The organism is Verrucomicrobiota bacterium, from assembly GCA_027622555.1.
Classification (GTDB): Bacteria; Verrucomicrobiota; Verrucomicrobiia; order Opitutales; family UBA2995; genus UBA2995.
In genome coordinates this window covers 25,097-42,964 of sequence record JAQBYJ010000040.1, presented here as the reverse complement: position 1 = coordinate 42,964, position 17,868 = coordinate 25,097, and the positions used below count along the sequence as shown (strand labels likewise).

At 46.0% G+C, this 17,868-nt stretch carries 16 protein-coding genes; 8 read left to right on the top strand and 8 right to left on the bottom strand.

The features are described 5' to 3' along the window. Positions 1-851: 851 nt before the first annotated feature. Both O3C43_12225 and O3C43_12220 read left to right on the top strand, forming a co-directional pair. Complete coding sequence (locus O3C43_12225; GenBank protein MDA1067259.1) at positions 852-2,183, top strand: hypothetical protein; 1,332 nt, start codon at positions 852-854, stop codon at positions 2,181-2,183. Continuing rightward, complete coding sequence (locus tag O3C43_12220) at positions 2,183-2,353, top strand: hypothetical protein (protein MDA1067258.1); 171 nt, start codon at positions 2,183-2,185, stop codon at positions 2,351-2,353. Before O3C43_12225 ends, O3C43_12220 begins: the two co-directional genes overlap by 1 nt. A 33-nt stretch (positions 2,354-2,386) precedes the next feature. Here O3C43_12220 and O3C43_12215 read toward each other — a convergent pair whose 3' ends face one another. Both O3C43_12215 and O3C43_12210 read right to left on the bottom strand, forming a co-directional pair. Further along, positions 2,387-3,427, bottom strand: a complete 1,041-nt coding sequence (locus O3C43_12215; GenBank protein ID MDA1067257.1) for an alpha/beta hydrolase — start codon at positions 3,425-3,427, stop codon at positions 2,387-2,389. 178 nt (positions 3,428-3,605) lie between these two features. Further along, positions 3,606-5,264: an SBBP repeat-containing protein gene (locus O3C43_12210; protein ID MDA1067256.1), complete on the bottom strand. Its 1,659-nt coding sequence runs from the start codon at positions 5,262-5,264 to the stop codon at positions 3,606-3,608. Between the two features lie 187 nt (positions 5,265-5,451). On the opposite strand from O3C43_12210, the gene O3C43_12205 reads away from it, so the two are divergent. From O3C43_12205 to O3C43_12180, 6 genes are all read left to right on the top strand, one after another. After that, entirely contained in the window at positions 5,452-5,817 is a 366-nt protein-coding gene (locus O3C43_12205) for a hypothetical protein (protein MDA1067255.1), read from the top strand. A gap of 35 nt (positions 5,818-5,852) precedes the next feature. Continuing rightward, entirely contained in the window at positions 5,853-6,845 is a 993-nt protein-coding gene (locus O3C43_12200) for a DDE-type integrase/transposase/recombinase (GenBank protein MDA1067254.1), read from the top strand. 241 nt (positions 6,846-7,086) lie between these two features. Then, positions 7,087-8,142 carry a hypothetical protein gene (locus tag O3C43_12195; protein ID MDA1067253.1) on the top strand — a complete coding sequence of 352 codons (1,056 nt, stop codon included), beginning with the start codon at positions 7,087-7,089 and terminating at the stop codon, positions 8,140-8,142. Positions 8,143-8,483: 341 nt separating this feature from the next. After that, positions 8,484-9,479 carry a phosphotransferase gene (locus O3C43_12190; GenBank protein ID MDA1067252.1) on the top strand — a complete coding sequence of 332 codons (996 nt, stop codon included), beginning with the start codon at positions 8,484-8,486 and terminating at the stop codon, positions 9,477-9,479. A 39-nt stretch (positions 9,480-9,518) separates the two neighbouring features. Continuing rightward, on the top strand, positions 9,519-10,796 hold the full coding sequence (eno, locus tag O3C43_12185) for a phosphopyruvate hydratase (protein MDA1067251.1): 1,278 nt from the start codon (positions 9,519-9,521) through the stop codon (positions 10,794-10,796). 6 nt (positions 10,797-10,802) lie between these two features. Continuing rightward, complete coding sequence (locus tag O3C43_12180; GenBank protein MDA1067250.1) at positions 10,803-11,600, top strand: sterol desaturase family protein; 798 nt, start codon at positions 10,803-10,805, stop codon at positions 11,598-11,600. A gap of 11 nt (positions 11,601-11,611) precedes the next feature. Here the strand turns inward: O3C43_12180 and O3C43_12175 are convergent, their stop codons facing one another. Genes O3C43_12175 through rho form a run of 6 tightly spaced genes read right to left on the bottom strand, consistent with a single transcriptional unit; the run spans position 11,612 to position 17,856 of the window. Further along, positions 11,612-12,451 (bottom strand): metal ABC transporter permease, encoded by an 840-nt coding sequence (locus tag O3C43_12175; protein ID MDA1067249.1) that lies wholly within the window; start codon positions 12,449-12,451, stop codon positions 11,612-11,614. A 9-nt stretch (positions 12,452-12,460) separates the two neighbouring features. Further along, the gene (locus O3C43_12170) at positions 12,461-13,219 is read right to left on the bottom strand and encodes a metal ABC transporter ATP-binding protein (protein ID MDA1067248.1); all 759 of its coding nucleotides are present in this window, start codon (positions 13,217-13,219) and stop codon (positions 12,461-12,463) included. Positions 13,220-13,222: 3 nt separating this feature from the next. After that, entirely contained in the window at positions 13,223-14,092 is an 870-nt protein-coding gene (locus tag O3C43_12165) for a zinc ABC transporter substrate-binding protein (GenBank protein ID MDA1067247.1), read from the bottom strand. Positions 14,093-14,135: 43 nt separating this feature from the next. Beyond that, positions 14,136-14,903 (bottom strand): imidazole glycerol phosphate synthase subunit HisF, encoded by a 768-nt coding sequence (hisF, locus tag O3C43_12160; protein MDA1067246.1) that lies wholly within the window; start codon positions 14,901-14,903, stop codon positions 14,136-14,138. A gap of 13 nt (positions 14,904-14,916) precedes the next feature. Further along, positions 14,917-16,671 carry a hypothetical protein gene (locus O3C43_12155; GenBank protein MDA1067245.1) on the bottom strand — a complete coding sequence of 585 codons (1,755 nt, stop codon included), beginning with the start codon at positions 16,669-16,671 and terminating at the stop codon, positions 14,917-14,919. Positions 16,672-16,731: 60 nt separating this feature from the next. Then, positions 16,732-17,856 (bottom strand): transcription termination factor Rho, encoded by a 1,125-nt coding sequence (rho, locus tag O3C43_12150; GenBank protein MDA1067244.1) that lies wholly within the window; start codon positions 17,854-17,856, stop codon positions 16,732-16,734. Between the last annotated feature and the right edge of the window lie 12 nt (positions 17,857-17,868).

The following is a 17,868-nucleotide window of genomic DNA, read 5'->3' as shown; positions in this document are numbered from 1 at the left end:
AACTCCTCGGACTTGTTCAACAAAGGACATAGATCATGCTACGATGATCTACGATCCTTTAACTGTTGGGCATGGTTGCCGCTCCTTGGTTGGGTGATCCGTAATTATATAATCCTTGGTCACGGGTTGCCTGCCGATATTGACTTCGAGCTCTCTGGTCAACCCACCCACTTTACTGTAATTGAGTTTTTAACAGTCTATCCATTCTTCACTCAGCTATTTGGAACCTTTTTTGGGATATTCGGTTGGTACGGCTCGGGGCAGGACCTGATTCTCACAAGCTTTCACCTTCCACTTTTTTATCAATTTCTCTACGCGTTACTCGTCACACTACTTGGAACAGTAAGTCTATGGTTCTTGTTTCTTGAGTCCAAATTCTTTCGGAAAAAGTCGGCTGTTTTTTCTTTCGTCGGTGGAGGATTGACCAGCGTTGCAGTTTACCAGTTCGATTTGTTCTCCGCGGAGTCTTTCTTTGTTTCGTGGATCCTGTACCTCAGCCTGTTTTCAATACTTTTTGCGGTTGCGTTTGGTAGCACACGGATTTGGTTAACCACTAAACCCTGCTGTGATTGGAGAGAGAGAATTGAATTTGAATCCATACTCGTATGCGGGTTCTTTCTACTCATTTTATTTTTCAAATTATATAATCTTAGTAACGAAAAAGGCCAATTGAGAGGAACGCACGGAAGATACTTTTTTTCAGTATTGGGATTTCTGCTTCTGGCTTGGATTGTTCCTGGGTTGTCGAAGCTTTCGCGAGGACCTCTCCTGGCCTTACCCTTGGCTTTATTGATGACCGCAGCGGAATACTGTATATGGGTCGGGGAGGTAATTCCGTTTTTTGAATCGAGATGACTGAAAAAGGAAAACTGGTTGTTTCAATCATCTCGTCATTTATGGTGACCGCGGTTTGCTTGTTTTGGGCGCTGTCCGGATTCATGAGTGTTCCTCTTCATGAACAGATCGGAAATGGAGAAAAAGTCATCGCAGGCCCACTACTTGATAGGACCGTTATTGAACAGAGCTTCGAATTTCCGGATGACAATATGGGAGAAACGATAGTTATCGGGATGCTGTTTGGAACCTACGCCCGAATCAATCCTGGCCTTTTTACGATTCAGCTTATACAGAATGAACAAATACAAACGCATACGCTTGATCCAATACGTCTGGTAGATGGGGAAATTGTTTCCTTTCCTTTTTCAGACCTTGTTCCAGGGCAAGCCACATTGAGAATCGAATGCCTGGGTGGAGCATACGACCGATGTGCAACCCTTTGGTGTCACCAAAGTGCCGATACACCGCCCATGTCGATTAATGGAGTGTCGACTGATCAAAGTGTGGACCTGTGGATTTCTAAAAAAGTTTCCAACCGAGATTACGTTGTTTCCAGAATGGGCTGGGGTGGTCTTGTGTTCCTTTCATTTGTATTCTCATGCATGTTATCCGTGTTGATCTATTCCGGGCAACGGGCTATATTATTATCAAAGATAAACGCGTCTGATTTACCAAATGCCAGACGAGTGTCTGGTGGGACCCTTTTACTTTGGCCGTTAGTTATTAGCTTGTTTACCGCAACGACTGTGTCCCTGGTATTATTTACAAAATACAAACCAGTTGAAACCACCTTCGCCTTAGGAGATACTTTTTCAACTGAGCTTGTGCCCGCTCCGTTGCCTCTTTACAAGGGAGTGGAGGTGTTGCAGGAAATAAAAGTTACGCCTGGGATGGCCATTTCGAGTTTAGGGCTGGGTTTGAAATTTGGTACTTATATGAGAGAAAATAGTGCCAGGATATCGGTGAGTCTTCGACAAGGAGAACATTACCAGGAGCACGTGTTTAATAGTAAGGAGCTGGTGGATAATGCAGAAAGGATCTTTTCTTTTTCAGGTTTCGAAGTGGGGCAGGCTTTCCTCAAATTATCCGGATTAAATGGAAAAGGATCCAATTCCCCAACTGTTTGGCTGGATCCAGGTAACAGTATGTCAAGAGTGTTGATATCTGGAGAGGAGCATCCACAACAATTGGTCGTATTCAGATATAGGATCTTTAAAGAAATAATGGATATCAGATCTATTATCAGAAGATTTCCTATGCACTGGTTTATAACCATAGGCAGTACGGTATTTTTTAGTTTAACCATCCTCTACCAAAGACAACCGAGGTTTGAGGAATCTGGGTAATGAGTGAATGGCGGATTGGTGTCTACGCGCGTGACAACTTTCGATTCCATCTAATGATGCTGAAAGGCTGCCAGCTTGACGGCACACGTATACTCAGTCCCAAAACTATTGAGCTGATCAATACGCGACCTGATATGGCTTCGATGACCTACCAAGCCGTTGAGAATTAACGCTAAGAAGATCTCGTATTTATTATTGGACGATTAAAGTTCCTTCAAAAATTTCAACATCTCTGTGTTGGTTTGCTCCGGAGCTTCTTGTTGGACCCAGTGACCGATATCTGGAATCAAAACAACGCCTCTCAGGTCATCGACTGCCCGGTTCATTCCTCGTGTCAAATCTTCAACAGTGGCATGCGCAATGACCATATCTTTTTCACCTGCGATAAAGAGGGTTGGTACTTTCACTTTCACACCTTGAAGGTTTTCTGTGATTTTCCAATTGCGTTGGAAATTGCGGTAGTAATTTATGCCGCCGCGAAAGCCTGCGTTTTCAAATTGCGACACGATGTAATCGAGGTCATCCGCTGTTAACCAAGCTGGTAATCCTTTAGGTGCACCAAGGCGACCAATCCAACCACCAGCCGAGCGACTGCGCTCGGTAATGGTTGGTGCTTCTCGAGGGGATTTTGGCGATAAATAAAGTCGGCTCAAAATGCCGCGAGGATCGGAATCGTATTCCGCTTCTGCTATACTACCCGGTTCATTATGATAAAGAATGTAATAGAAATTTTCACCGTAGGTAGCTTTCCATCTCTCCATTAATGATTGTTTGGGGCGACCGCTGTAAGGGACGCTCATAGCAATCAAGGCGCTAAATCGTTCGGGGTGCAATAGGACGCTGTGCCAAGCCACAATGGCTCCCCAGTCGTGTCCTACCATAATGGCTTTTTCTTCGCCCAAAGCATCGAGGATGCCGACCATATCTCCAGCTAAATGCACGATGTCGTAATCGTTCACATCTGGCGGCGCATCCGTTTCACCATACCCGCGCATGTCAGGAGCAACTACTCGATAGCCGGCGTTAGCGAGCGCAGTTATTTGGTGACGCCAGGAATACCAGGACTCAGGCCAACCGTGAGCTAACAATACCAGCGGACCGGCATCTCCCATTTCAGCAATGCGCATATTCAGCCCATTGCTTTTGAGTATGTGAAACTTTACTCCTTCAATCGGCGATGTCGTGGTCATATCGTTTTTTTCATTCTGTGCTACGAGCTCCGTCCTAAGTAGATTGAGACTCATTGATGTTACTAAAATCAATCCCAGTAGTTTAAATTTCGGATTCATTACGTTGGCTTCAATCGCTCCTCTCACTTTCCCAAGTGGTCCAAGCTAGATGTTGAGTTAATGAAGGCAACTTCCTTTCAGGATACAGAAGAATTGTGTAGCCACCGGGATGGAAAAACCTACTCCTCCTTTTTCAATCACCTATTGCCTCGTAGAATGCGGGAAAGACGAGTGCTGCGTCTGTGTCTTCGAAAACAGCCTGACCTTGAGCATTGGTGAATATGTTTCCGATAGTATTCCAACTCAACGCTTCGAGTGTTCCAGAACGCCGGATGGTAAATGTTTTCGATGAGGTTCCGGAAATGGTGAGTTCCGGGTTCCCATTAGTAAGTAAACCGATTCGGACGAATTTCAGATCTCGAATCGTAGACTCATCGGATTGAAATTTGGCAACAAAGACGTCGAAATTGCCTCTGGAGGTGATTGCTGTCTGGTTAGTTTCCTCGAAACCGAAGGTCGCGGTTTGGCCAAAGCGACCGATCACGTATGCGCTTCCTGACATGAACGCAATACCATGACCGCGGTCGTCGCTGCTGCCGCCGGCAATCTTGGCCCATTGCGTCAATCCATTGTCGTCAAACTTCGCGACAAAGATATCCTGAGCTCCGCCGCCAAGACTGACCGCGCCATCCTCTTCAGAGCCGAATGTAATTCCGCCGCCATAGCCAGTGATATAAGAATTGCCGTTCTCGTCCGATGCAATGCCAAGAGAAAATTGGCTGCCTGGACCGACCGCCATTTTGACCCATTGAAGGTTGCCGTTGGTGTCGTGCTTGGCCACGAAGATGTCGTCCAAGGCTGCCAGGCTGAGTTGTGTCGGATTGAGTTGGCCGCCGAATGGAGGGAGGGTCCGATAAGTGCCGGTGGTATAGGAATTGCCATCTGAATCCACAGCGATGGCGGTGCCTTCGTCCCGCGCGGCTTGTCCTTGGCCGCTGCGAACCCAAACAAGGTTTCCGTTCGGACCATACTTTGCGACGAAAGCTTCGTCTCCGCCCTCTAGGATGGTTTCGCCTGCCTCACCGGGTCCGAAAGTCGTGGGGCCGCTAAATCGTCCTGTGACGTAGCAGTTCCCGGAAGCATCGACTCCGATCCCCGCGCCATTGTTGCCATTCGGTCCGCCTGCATTCTTGGCCCATTGCAGCAGTCCGTTTGTATCGTATTTGGCGATGAAAATATCTTCCCCATTATTGCCACCGAGACCGGGGAGGACGGTTTCGTTTGGTTCGCCCGCACCGAAGGTCGCAGGATTCGAACCATTGCGGCCAGTGACATAACAGTTCCCGGCCGCATCGACCGCCAAGCCGTTGCCATATTCGTTGTTCGTTCCGCCGTCTTGTCTTGCCCATAGGCATTTACCATCGGGGTCGAACTTCGCAAGAAACACGTTCTGGCCGGTCGACGGCAACACAATTTCCTCTGGCTGTCCTGTGTTAAAGGTGGTTTGGGAGCCGTAGTGCCCGAACAAGTAAATATTGCCACTGCCGTCCAAGCCGATGGCATTTCCCCAGGCAGAGCCCTTTGCCTGCTTGACCCAGGCCAAGTCGCCGTTGGCAGCGTACTTGGCGACAAAAATGTCCTGGTTCAAAGCGGTCAGTACGGTCTCATTAGCTTCACCTTGTCCGAAGGTTGCCGTCAATTTGAAGTAACCGGTTACATATGCGTTCCCATCCGCGTCGACCACGATGCCGTTGCCTTCGTCGATACTTTGGCTCCCCGCGCGCTTGGCCCAGGCAATGGTGCCATTTTGAGAGTAGACAACATTACCTATTATCAGAAAAATAATAGCCAACCAGCCTGTATTTAATCTGGTAAAATGTCCGAGCAGATTCGCGTTCCCTTTGTTTCTGAATTAGCGTCCTAAAAAGAAGACTTGATTACACTACAAAGATGCTGGTTGATGGCCCTGGCGGAAGGAGCCCGAAGGGCGACTGGAGCCAGGGCCATCAACCAGCCAAGAGGCCAACAGAAAGTGCCATATGAAAAGTAATCAATCATCCGATGAACCGGATTCTAAAAAACCCAAAAAGAAACGTAGGTTTCTTGCGGCGGACAAGAAGTATCAGATATTTCTGGAAGCCCAGGATGCCAATAAACCGGTAGGCGAGATACTGCGCCGCGAAGGTCTTTATGCCAGTGATTTGGTTCGGATTCGCAACCAGGTCAAGGAAGGCGCCCTTGAGCGGCTGCAGGCAAAACCCGGCAAGAAGAAAGAGACCATCAGTGCGGAAGCCTACAACAGTCTGAAAGAAGAACTTGAACAAAAGGAACGCGCGTTAGCCGATCTTTCAGTGGAATTGGCGATTTTGCGAAAAAAAACGAATGGGGGTTCGTGGGAGCGATAAAAGGCAAACGCCTTTCATCGCAAATTAAAGTGCAGATGATTGCCTTGATTGACACCAGTCAGAATCGCGGACTGACAATCGCGCGGACCTGTTCGGTTATGATGATCTCCTATCGCAGGGTTATGTGCTGGAAACGCAATGTGCGATTGGGCTTGTCTTTGGCCGATGAAAAGCCCGGTCCCAGGCATGCCTTGCACCGGCTCCTGCCCGAAGAAATCGAGCGGGTCAAAGAAATGGCCGGTGAAGAAACTCATGCTGATCTGTCTCATCGCATATTGGCGGTCAGTGCTTGGGAAAAAGGCCTTTTCCATGTCAGCTTCTCCTCGGTTTACCGCATCCTTAAAAGCTCCAATCTGATGAGTATGCGCGGTCCCGCAAGAGCCCACAACGGCCGTTCCAAAGCGCCCGACAGAAAAGAGCTCACCGGTCCAAATCAGCGATGGTGCTGGGATGTGAGTTATCTGCCGACCTTGGTTAAAGGTGTTTATTTGTACCTGTATTTGCTTCTGGATGAGTTTTCACGCAAGGCCGTTCAATGGCGCATTAGCTGGCGGCAAACAGCCCATGAGGGCGGTCTGCTCATAGAGGGCGCCCTCGGTGATGAAAACATTCTGGATTTGCCCGAGTCGCAACGTCCCGAGATCGTCAGTGACCGCGGACGCCAGATGAAGGCCAAATCCATCAAACGCTTGTGTGAAATCCATCAGATGCCTCAAATGTTCGCACGCCCGCGAACCCCCAATGACAATCCCTTTGTGGAATCATTTTTCAGTACCACCAAAACAAACCCGGAGTATCCCGGTTGCTTTGTCGACGACGAAGACGCCACCCTCTATATGGACAAATACATTGACTGGTATAACTACGAGCATTACCACTCTGCCATCGATTATGTGACGCCCCACCAGGCTCACCAGGGTCTGCGGGAAGAAATCGTCGAACGCAGAAACCGTGAAAAACAGATTCAACGTCAAAAGCGCCGTCAATCAAACCAACAAATCATCAACCATCAGTTAACAAAAAAATAAAAATACAGGCCAATTGTATGTAGTGTAATTGAACTCGATTTTAGGACAAAAACTAAAAAACGCGGCGAATTTGATTGTGATGCTTTAAAAAGAAAATATGGTCTTAAAAACTAACATAGTATCAATTCATCTTTCCATTTAGCCTAATAAAAGACGAATCTAAACTTCTTTTTCTTGAGAAATAATTAGGTCTTAAGAGATTACTTTTTATACCTTTACTACTTAACTTAAAAATTAAACTATGAAAAATCTACTACTGCTATTACTCCTTATACCAATGATTGGCTTTGGTCAAAATGTAAACATACCCGATGCTAACTTTAAAGCATATTTAGTTAATAATAAAGCCATAAACTCCAATGGAGATAATAAAATACAAGTAAGTGAAGCAAGTGCCTTTAATGACACTATTGATTGTAGTGACTTGAATATCTCTAATTTAAAAGGAATAGAAGCCTTTACTGCTTTAACTAAATTGTATTGTGGTGGTAATCAACTCACAAGCTTGGATGTAAGTAAAAATACTGCTTTAACTTATTTGGAATGTGGTTGGAATAAACTCACAAGCTTGGATGTAAGTAAAAATACTGTTTTAACTTCTTTGAGTTGTTCTAAAAATAAACTCACAAGCTTGTATATAAGCGGTGCTTATGCTTTAACTTATGTGGATTGTTTTAGAAATCAACTCACAAGCCTGGATGTAAGTAAAAATACTGCTTTAACTAAATTGTATTGTCATGATAATAAACTCACAAACTTGGACGTAAGTAAAAATATTGCTTTAACTTATTTGAATTGTAATAATAATCAACTCACCAGTCTTGATGTAAGTAAAAATATTGCTTTAACTTATTTGGGATGTGTTAGTAATCAACTCACAAGCTTGGATGTAAGTAAAAATACTGCTTTAACTAAATTGTATTGTTATGATAATAAACTCACAAGCTTGGATGTAAGTAAAAATACTGCTTTAACTTATTTGTATTGTGATGACAATGAACTCACAAGCTTGGATGTAAGTAAAAATACTGCTTTAACTTTGTTGTATTGTGATGGTAATCAACTCACAAGCTTGGATGTAAGCAAAAATACTGTTTTAACTTGGTTGTATTGTCATGATAATAAACTCACAAGCTTGGATGTAAGTAAAAATACTGCTTTAACTAAATTGTTTTGTAGTGATAATCAACTCACAAGCTTGGATGTAAGTAAAAATACTGCTTTAGATATTTTGGATTGTGATGACAATGAATTTGATTGTGATGCTTTAAAAAGAAAATATGGTCTTAAAAACTAACATAGGGGCGCGAAAAGGGTCAAAGTTCATATTTCATATTTAAGAGGGGCGCGAAAAGGGTCAAAGTTCATATTTCATATTTATGCTCTCTCCGAATACTTCTTCTCCCATTCCCACTAATTATCCAAGATTGTTCTTGGTAGAGTGTTGTGATTAATTTGTATAACTTCATTCACTTTTCTACTGAGAGATAGGGCAAAATTTTATGAATATGAAATATGAGCATCGACCCCATTGGCCCTTTTGACCCCATTGGCCCTTTTGATCCGTCCGGTCCATGCCTAATCTTCTAGTAGAACTTATTTGGCAGCCGAATATTTTAAGTAAATGATTCGTTTGAAATGACCGAATCCATGCAACTAATGCTCGACCGTCTGATTGCGGATGGCCTGGTAACTCATTCAGCAGTTACTTTGAAGGCGTTGACTGGAGGCGTTTCCTCGGAGATATTTTTAGTTACGGATGGAGCGTCCCGGTTAGTGGTCAAACAGGCTTTGGGAAAATTGATGGTGAAAGATGATTGGTTTGCTGACACCTCACGCAATGAATCGGAGTACGACTATATTCAGTATGTGTACCAAATTGTTCCCCAATGTGTGCCACGTGTCCTACACAAAGGAAATGGTTACTTTGCCATGGAATATCTTGGTGATGGTTTTGAGAATTGGAAGGAACAACTACTCGGAAAGGTCTGGGAGGCTGAATACGCAAAAACCGCCGGATGTGTACTAGCCAAAATTCATGATGCTTCGAGAGGAGATGCCGTAGCAGCTAAGCGCTTCAATAATGATCAGAACTTTTGGGACCTGCGAATTGAACCTTATATAGTCACCACCGGAAAACGTCATCCTGAGTTAAGTTCGTTGTTTGAGGAAGAGGCTAAACGTCTTCGAAATCACAAGGAATGCCTGGTGCATGGAGATTTCAGTCCCAAGAACATTCTTGTCTCAGAAAGTCGCCTGGTCGCCTTGGACTGTGAGGTAGCCAATTTCGGTGATCCGGTCTTTGACTATTGTTTTCTGCTCAACCATCTGTTGCTCAAAGCCTTGTTTCACGGATCGGAAGGTGGGGGACTTCGACCGCTGGTCGAAAGTTTCATGGATGGTTATGGATCCGTTATTAAAATGTCTCCAAGGGAAAGTGAGGCATTCTCAATTCGGGGAAGCAGATTATTAGCGATGTTATTGTTGGCTCGCGTGGACGGAAAGTCTCCGGTCGAATATCTAACAGAAGAACCTCAAAAAGAGTTTGTTCGTCGCTTTGTTTATCGCACGCTTCATTCCAAAACGATGAGGTTAGAAGATCTAATTGAAGATTGGTTTGCGGAAATTTCTTGAAATTAGAAGCTACCGACAAACTTCGTCAGAGTTATTGTTATGAAAATCAGTTCCATATCCGCATACCAGATTTACGATTCACGTGGAAACCCTACTTTGGAGGGAGAAGTAGTCTTGGAAAACGGAATGCGCGGGTACGGATTGGTTCCTTCTGGAGCATCAACTGGCCAATTCGAGGCGTTGGAGCTACGCGATCGTGATAGCTCCTACCTCCGAGGAAAGTCAGTGCTCAAGGCCGTGAACCATGTGAATACGGAAATTTCAAAGTCGCTGGTTGGAAGAGATGTATTTGATCAGGTATTTCTCGATGAGCAAATGATCGCATTGGACGGCACGCCGAATAAAAGTCGCCTGGGTGCGAATGCGATTCTAGGTGTTTCCATGGCGATTGCCAATGCCGCTACAAAAGCAAAAGGCATGCTTCTGTATGAGTATTTGGGAAATGGCCGAGGTTGCACACTTCCTCTTCCGGAAATTCAATTAGTGGGGGGAGGAGCTCACGCCGATTGGCGAACGGACATTCAGGACTTTCTATTAATTGCAAACGGCGCCAAGTCCTACGCCGAGTCTTTGGAGATGACCTTCAATATTTATCATTCCGCTGCTGAGCTCCTGCGATCTCGCGGTAAGTATTGCGGTGCTGCCGATGAAGGTGGCTTTTGGCCAAGCTTTGATAGCCATTTAGAGATACTCGAATTCATGGTCGAAGCCATTGAAGCCTCCGGCTATCGACCGGGAGCTGATATCAGTATTTCGTTAGATGTTGCGGCGAGCGATCTTTATGACGAATCAACTGGGCAGTATAGGTTGAAACTGGATGACAACACTTATTCGTCTAAAGAATTCGCTTCCCTGATGGCATCGTGGTGCCGCGACTTTCCCATTATATCAATTGAAGATCCGATGGCGGATGGAGATTGGGAAGGCTGGGCTTCTTTTAAAGATCAAGTTTCTCCCAAACTTCAGGTAATCGGAGATGATCTGTTCACAACGAATATTGACCGTATCCAGCAGGGGATCGAGCGCGGTGTTGCCAATGCCGTTTTGATTAAGCTCAACCAAATCGGTACAGTGACCGAAACCATTCGTGCCATTGAGTTAACCCAATCTGTGGGTTGGCGACCCGTTGTGAGCGCCCGATCGGGAGAAACCGAAGACAGTTTTATAAGTCACTTGGCGGTTGCCACCAATGCAGGACAGCTGAAGGTTGGATCTTTTACCCGAAGTGAGCGAATGGCCAAGTGGAACGAAGTATTACGAATTGAAAGGGATCTCGGAAGTCGTGCCGTTTTTGAAGGCGGCCAAATATTTAATTAATCTGTAATGCCTGTTTATCTTCAATATTACTTCTGGCTCGTTGCCGCGTCTCTGTTTTGCTTTTTGTTGGAACGACTTCATCCATGGCGGAAGAAACAGGCAGTGCTGCGGACGGGATTCTGGCAGGATGTGTTTTGGTTGGTGTTTAATGGCCACTACCTGGGACTGATTTTTGCAATTCTGACTGGGAAATTGGTAATGCTGTTCAACGGTTTTCTCATAAACATCGGGCTGCCTGTTCCTGCTAATTATGCGCTACTCGCTTCTGCGCCACTATGGGTGCAGTTTATTGTGTTCTTTATTCTTAAAGACTTTGTTGAGTGGAACATCCATCGACTTATGCATAACGTGCCTCTCTTTTGGGAGTTCCATAAATTGCACCATAGCATTGAGGAACTTGATTGGATTGGAAACTTTCGTTTTCATTGGGGCGAGATCATCATCTACAAAACCTTGTCCTACCTCCCCTTGGTGATTTTCGGGATTGATGGAACTGTGCTGCTCATTATTGCGGTGTTATGGACCGTAATGCTCGATCTGAATCACTCAAATATTCGATTCAGTTGGGGACCCTTAAAGTACATTCTTAATTCCTCGGCGATGCATGTGTGGCATCATGATATTGAGGTCCATGGCAAAGGTGGTCAAAACTTTGGTCAGGTTCTCAGTATTTGGGATTGGTTATTCAAAACGGCCTATTGGCCAACAAACGAAGAGCAACCCAAGCAGCTTGGTTTCGAAGGCATGGAGCGTTATCCCAAAGGAATTTTGAAACGGCTGATCTATCCTTTTTGGAAACGCTGAATGACAAGTGTCTAAGCTGCTTTGCTTTTCAGAAACAAAGTAAACAGGTAAGTGACTCCAGCCAGAATGATGATAAAGGGCCCGGTCGGAAGATCCCATGCGTAGCTAAGCCATGTGCCGGTGAAGGTGAAAACCATACACAACGCACTCCCGCCCAGCATCATTTGCCAAAGTTTCCTGGAGAAGAGACCCGCAATCGCGGCCGGGAGAGTTAGTAGTGCAATTACCAAAACGATGCCCACCAAGCTCACGAGAAGAACGATGGTGATTGCTGTTAGGCAGAGTGTAAAAAGATAGAGTGGGGTAGTCCTGACGCCGCGAAGTGAAGCAAATTCTTCATCAAAGCAAAGGGCGACCAAGGGCCTATATGCCGCTGTTATCATTAACAACACTCCAACCGTCAGAATCGCGACTACCCCAATATCGAAAGTTGAGATCATGAGTATGTCTCCAAACAAATAACTCATCGGATCTACATATTGAGGTGTCTTGAAAATAAACAAGAGACCGATTGCCATCCCGAGTGACCAAATGGCCCCGATGATAGTATCTTCTTGAGCTTTATATTTCAAACTAACCCAACCAATTAAAAGCGCTGCAATTATTCCTGTTACAAAAGCTCCGCCAAGCGGATGTAACCAGGTCCATTCCCATTGATGTTGGGCGTAGAGAGAGAAACCAATCCCTCCAAGAACTGCGTGCGCAATCGCGGCAGCCAGGTAAGAAATTCGCTTTGCAACCACCAAGGTGCCGATTGTGCCAAAAGGAATGCTGGCCAGCAGACTAAGCAACAACGCTTGTCTCATGAAAAACAAGGAATCGTCGAATAGTATATGCCTTAGGGAATCCATAAATCCGAATTAGTGGTGGTGGTGATCATGACCTAGATCGGCACTGTGTAGAATTCGGCGGGGGCTGGAGCCGTATAGCTCTTCAATGAGCTCAGCTGAGATGGATTCAGTGGGATGTGTGTGGACATGTTTATTAACACAGAGTACTTGTGTAACAGCTCCCGAAACGAAACCAAGATCATGGGAGACCATGATAATCTTCATGCTTGGATGAAATTGAAGGAGCGTTTCCAATAACTTGTCTTCCAAGGTCAGATCCAGATTGGCTGTAGGTTCATCAAGCAGCAGCAGCGCAGGTTTGGATACCATGGCCCGAGCTATAAGGACTCTCTGTTTTTGTCCGCCTGAGAGTTCTGAATATTGGGAGTTCTCAAGCTTGTCTATGCCAACCGCTGCCAACGCATCGACAATGGATTTCGAATTTCTTAATTTCCATCCAGAGAACATTCCGCCTTCTAGCAAGCCCATCGCGACTACCTCTTTAACTGTGATGGGAAATTTGGGGTCATAATGAAGTGATTGTGGCATATAGCCAATGTTTGAACGAGCTTTGGTGGGAGTTGTCCCGAACACGGTAATGGATCCCTTATCCGGTTTTACAAGGCCCAATAAAAGCCTGAGCAAGGTAGTCTTTCCACCTCCATTGGGACCCACAACACAAAGAGGATCACCGGCTTCGATATCGAAATCAGCATCGCTAAGCACCTGATTCTTCCCAAAGGACAATGAAACTTTCTTAAAGCAAATGATCGGATCCGTTTTGTGCATCAACTAGCGGTAGCTACTTGCAATGGTTTCTCCTATGAGAATCAGATTGTCCAAGTAATTCTCTGCCAACGGGTCTATGACTTCGACTTTTCCACCTATGGCTTTTGCCAAAGTATGTGCCGTGCGTCTTTCAAACTGAGGCTGGACAAAGATTGTGCGAGCGTTGAGTTCTTTGGCCAATTTGATCAAAAAATTGAGTTGTTTGGGGCTTGGTTGTTTTCCTTCCAATTCCACTGTTTCCTGTCTGAGGCCGTAGCGTTCCAGAAAGTATCCAAATGCTGGATGGTAAACAAAGACGATAGCGCCTTTGTGAGGCGCCAATATTTCTTTTAATTGGGTATCGACTGCTTCCAGTTTTGAAAAAAACGCGGTTAGATTCTCATCAATTAATTTCGTTCGATCAGGTAGCAGTTCTTTCAAGCTTCGCGCATAGGATCGAAGTTGGATTTTTACCAATCCAGGACTCAACCAGATGTGCGGGTCTGCCGCGTGATCGTGGGCTCCCTGTTCGTCATCGTGGGAATGCGACTCCAAGCTTCGTTTACGAATGCCTGCCGACGTGTCTACGATCGTCAAGTTTGGGTAGATTGATCGAAGCTTTGGGAGAAATGCGGTCTCCATAGGCACTCCAATTGAAAAATACACTTCAGCTGTTGCTATCTCAGCCAGCGTTCTCGGTGTGAGTGAGAAATTGGTCGGATTTTGCCCGGGCTTAATCAGTGTAACTACATCGACTTCAGCTCCGGTAAGCGCCTGTACAAAGGCTTTCTGTGGCGGTATTGAAACCACAATCGTTGGTTTTCCCACCAAGGTGACTTGCCCTAAAAATAGTAGGAGCAGTCCGGTAATACTATGGAGTCGGTGCGCTTTCATTGAAGGTTTCCCGACATTATATAGATTCTGTCAAGGGGTGCCCTTAGGAAAGTTTTCTTACCGCTACGTTGTGTTCTGCCAAGTAGTTTTTGCACTCACTAATGGTGTATGTGCCGAAATGGAATATGGAAGCGGCTAGCACGGCCGAAGCTTTCCCTTCAGTCAAAACATCTACCATGTGTTGCAGGTTACCTGCTCCTCCAGAGGCAATAACCGGTACTTCGACGGCTTCACTGATATGTCGATTGAGTGCGATGTCATATCCATTGAGCATTCCGTCCTGATCCATACTCGTAAGCAGTATTTCACCGGCTCCCAGCTGCACCACTTTTTTAGCCCACTCGACAGCATCCAGTCCGGTAGGGTTTCTGCCACCATGTGTGTAAACTTCCCAGGATTCGGAACCTGGAACGCGTTTTGCATCAATGGCCACTACAATACATTGGTTTCCAAATCGATTGGAGGCCTTGTCTACCAAGTCAGGGTTATTAACGGCAGCGGTGTTTAGGCTAATCTTGTCAGCGCCGGATTTCAACATCGCACGGATGTCATCGGTGTTGCGCAATCCTCCACCCACCGTCAGCGGCATAAAGCAGTGTTCGGCGGTTTTGGATACAACATCGTGCATAATGTTTCGCTCGTCGCTCGATGCGGTAATATCCAGAAACACCAGCTCATCCGCTCCCTGTGCTTCGTAAGCCATGGCGCAATCTACCGGATCACCGGCGTCTCTCAGTGCTTTAAATTTTACCCCCTTTACAACGCGACCATCGGTCACATCCAGGCATGGGATGATACGCGAGGATAACATGATCTCAGAAGGATTAGCCGTCTGCTCGCGCCAAGTCGGGCTCGAAAGCCACCGATAGGCGATATTGTTGACCAGGGCGCATATTTAATGGGTGATCCCGAACAAGCGTCTGCAGGTAATGAATATTTCCCCACATCGTTTTATAGTTAGGATCATCCGTCACCACTTCAGTTTCTGCCCATTGTGCCTGGAAGTCGTCTTTCAGCACGGTACAACGCAGACCTTCCTGTCCAAGAGTAAACGTGTTGCCAACTCGGTGAAGTGAGTGAGGTGAGGCAATAACCAGCATGTAACGCATGCGTTCCATTGTGACAGGTTGCTTAACCGTAAAAATAAACTCGCTCGTGACCTTTCCTCCGTTGAAGGTCCAGTTTACCTTACAACTGCCTAGTCCTGAAACGATTTCTTGATTGGTATCAATCAAGTCAGGTTGCTCATAGCGGAAATAAATGGATTTGCGTAGTCCCATGCCGGTTGTGCAGCGCTTGCCATAATAACTTGGTATCACGTAACGATCACCGAATTTCAGTTCGGGGATCATTACTGGAAGCTGTTTGTTCACCGGCCAGTCGAATATTCCTGGACTGTGTGGGAATGCGAGTGAGTCGGAAGTATTCTTTTGGTCGGTATGCGTCAGTGGTATGTTGATATGCAACCCAGACTCAGCGTTCTTATAAATAAACAGGCCTTGTTCCTTGCGTGAGGATTTGTCAAAAATCACAAAACGGCTCGTATTCTTCGCCTTTAAGGTTTCAGTATTTACAGGTGCATTGACCGTCCTTGCCAAACGCGCCCATTGGCTCAAATAACGAGCTCCGTCGAAGTCAGCCATACGTGTTGTATGGGCTGGAGTTGTTTCCCTCTCTCCATCTCTGATTATCAAGTTGCCGTGTTCCTGATCCAGGTAAGTTAGATAGAAAAAGTAAAATAGACGACGTAGGATATCAAAATACAGCATCTGTTTTTCGGGCACGATCCAGTTGTCACGGAATCCTTGAAGGATTAAGCTGATGCAGTACATCTGTCCATAAGCTCCACCGCCACGTCCGAAAGACCACCCTAGTCCGTCTTCACGAACCAAGTCGGGAAGCAGGCGCAAATATTTTTCAGCATGTGTTCGTAGACTTGGAAGCTTGCGGTCGCGCAAATGAATATTCGCGTGAAGCTGAATTGCCTGACGGATAAAAGTGAAGGCGAGGACACCGTAAATATTGTATACGCCTTTACCGTCTTCGCTATCGTCATGGAAATTGCCAGAATTAGTTTCTCCAATCCGCTCGAGGAAACGGTCTATAAGCTTACCGGTTTCGTCCTTTTTGGAGAGTCCCATACTGAATCGGGTTACGGCTTTAGCTATGTTAAAGGCCTGCCAATGGTTCTCGTGGTCAGACCGTGCCAGCAGGAGGCGATCCAAACGCAAACGTGTTTCTTCAACCAAACGTTCCCAGACAGGGTTTCGGTCTTTTGCTGGACCAAAGGAAAGTAAAGCGAGTGCCGCATAAGCGACTCCGTTTTCGGCTATCGGTTCAATAAAGGTTTGGGCGGTTATACAGCGGGCGGCGAGATCGATCAGATCATGGCCATCAAGTTCGGTTTCACCGGTCGCTCTATAAAATTCGCCAATGGCCAAAGCTGCATGCCCGGGTTCGTCGAATCGCTTTTCTTCTCCTGCAATAGGAGTTATTGTTCCGTCCTGGTTTATTGATGCTAGGTTGTGGCCCAACATCGAACGAGCCATCTCTGTGCATTGCTCAGCAAATTGTTGCATTTATTGTCTTATCAGCCTTGTTTTATGAAACGTGTTATGAGAAATCATGCGCTGTCTATGTCAACGACTTATTAGTGACAAAAATGCATCATTTGTAGTTGTTTTCGAAAGACGAGTTAGCATCGTTTCCGCTGCGTCTTCAATCCTCAACGGAGCTAGTGCTCTACGGAAGAAATGAATGGTTTCCAGCTTCTTCGGATCGATTAGCAGTTCCTCTTTTCTAGTGCCGGAAGAATTTATGTTCATTGCCGGCCAAAGACGTAGTTCAGCGACTTTTCGATCGAGAACCATTTCCATGTTTCCCGTGCCCTTAAACTCCTGGAAAATAAGGTCGTCCATACGACTGCCTGTTTCAATCAACGCCGACGCAATAATTGTTAGGCTGCCGCCTTCTTCAGTGTTTCGAGCGGCTGAAAAGAGTTGCCGGGGTTTTTCTAAGGCACGGATATCGAGTCCACCCGTCATCGTTCGGCCACCTCCACCTTTTGAGGAGTTATAGGCACGGCTTAATCGAGTGAGCGAATCCATACAAATTACCACGTCTTTTCCAACTTCCACCAGGCATTTGGCACGTTCGATAGCCAGCTCCGCAATTTTGGTATGGTTCTCGGTTGGTTCGTCGTTCGAAGACGCAAATATTTCGGCGTCAACCGTACGTTTCATGTCTGTCACTTCTTCGGGCCGTTCGTCCACGAGCAGCATCATGACGTGACACTCAGGATGATTTTCAATTACCCCTAAAGCTATATCCTGAAGTAAAGTTGTTTTACCTGTCCGCGGTGGCGCCACGATCAATCCACGCTGTCCTTTACCAATCGGGCAGAACAGGTCGATGCAGCGCAAGGTCATCTTGTGTTCTTTGGTTTCCAAATTCAGCTGTTCATCAGGTGCCACTGACGTCAGGCTTGAAAACTGAAAACAGCGCTTCCGCTCTTCTGGCCCCAAACCGTCAATCGTTTCGACGAATTTGACCTTTGGATTGGGAAAGCGGGGGTCCGAGGATGCGATTCCCTTAATGTAATTGCCTTTTTTTAGTTTAAAGCGATTTACCAGTTCTCTGGGTACAAAAGGGTCGGTCGGTGTCGGTTTACCATTGCGAGACGGATCGAGTAACTGCCCCGTCTTGTTTTGTAGTAATTCCAGAATGCCCTCTACCTCAACAGTATTGTCGGCAGGATTATCCATATAAGATCGTAA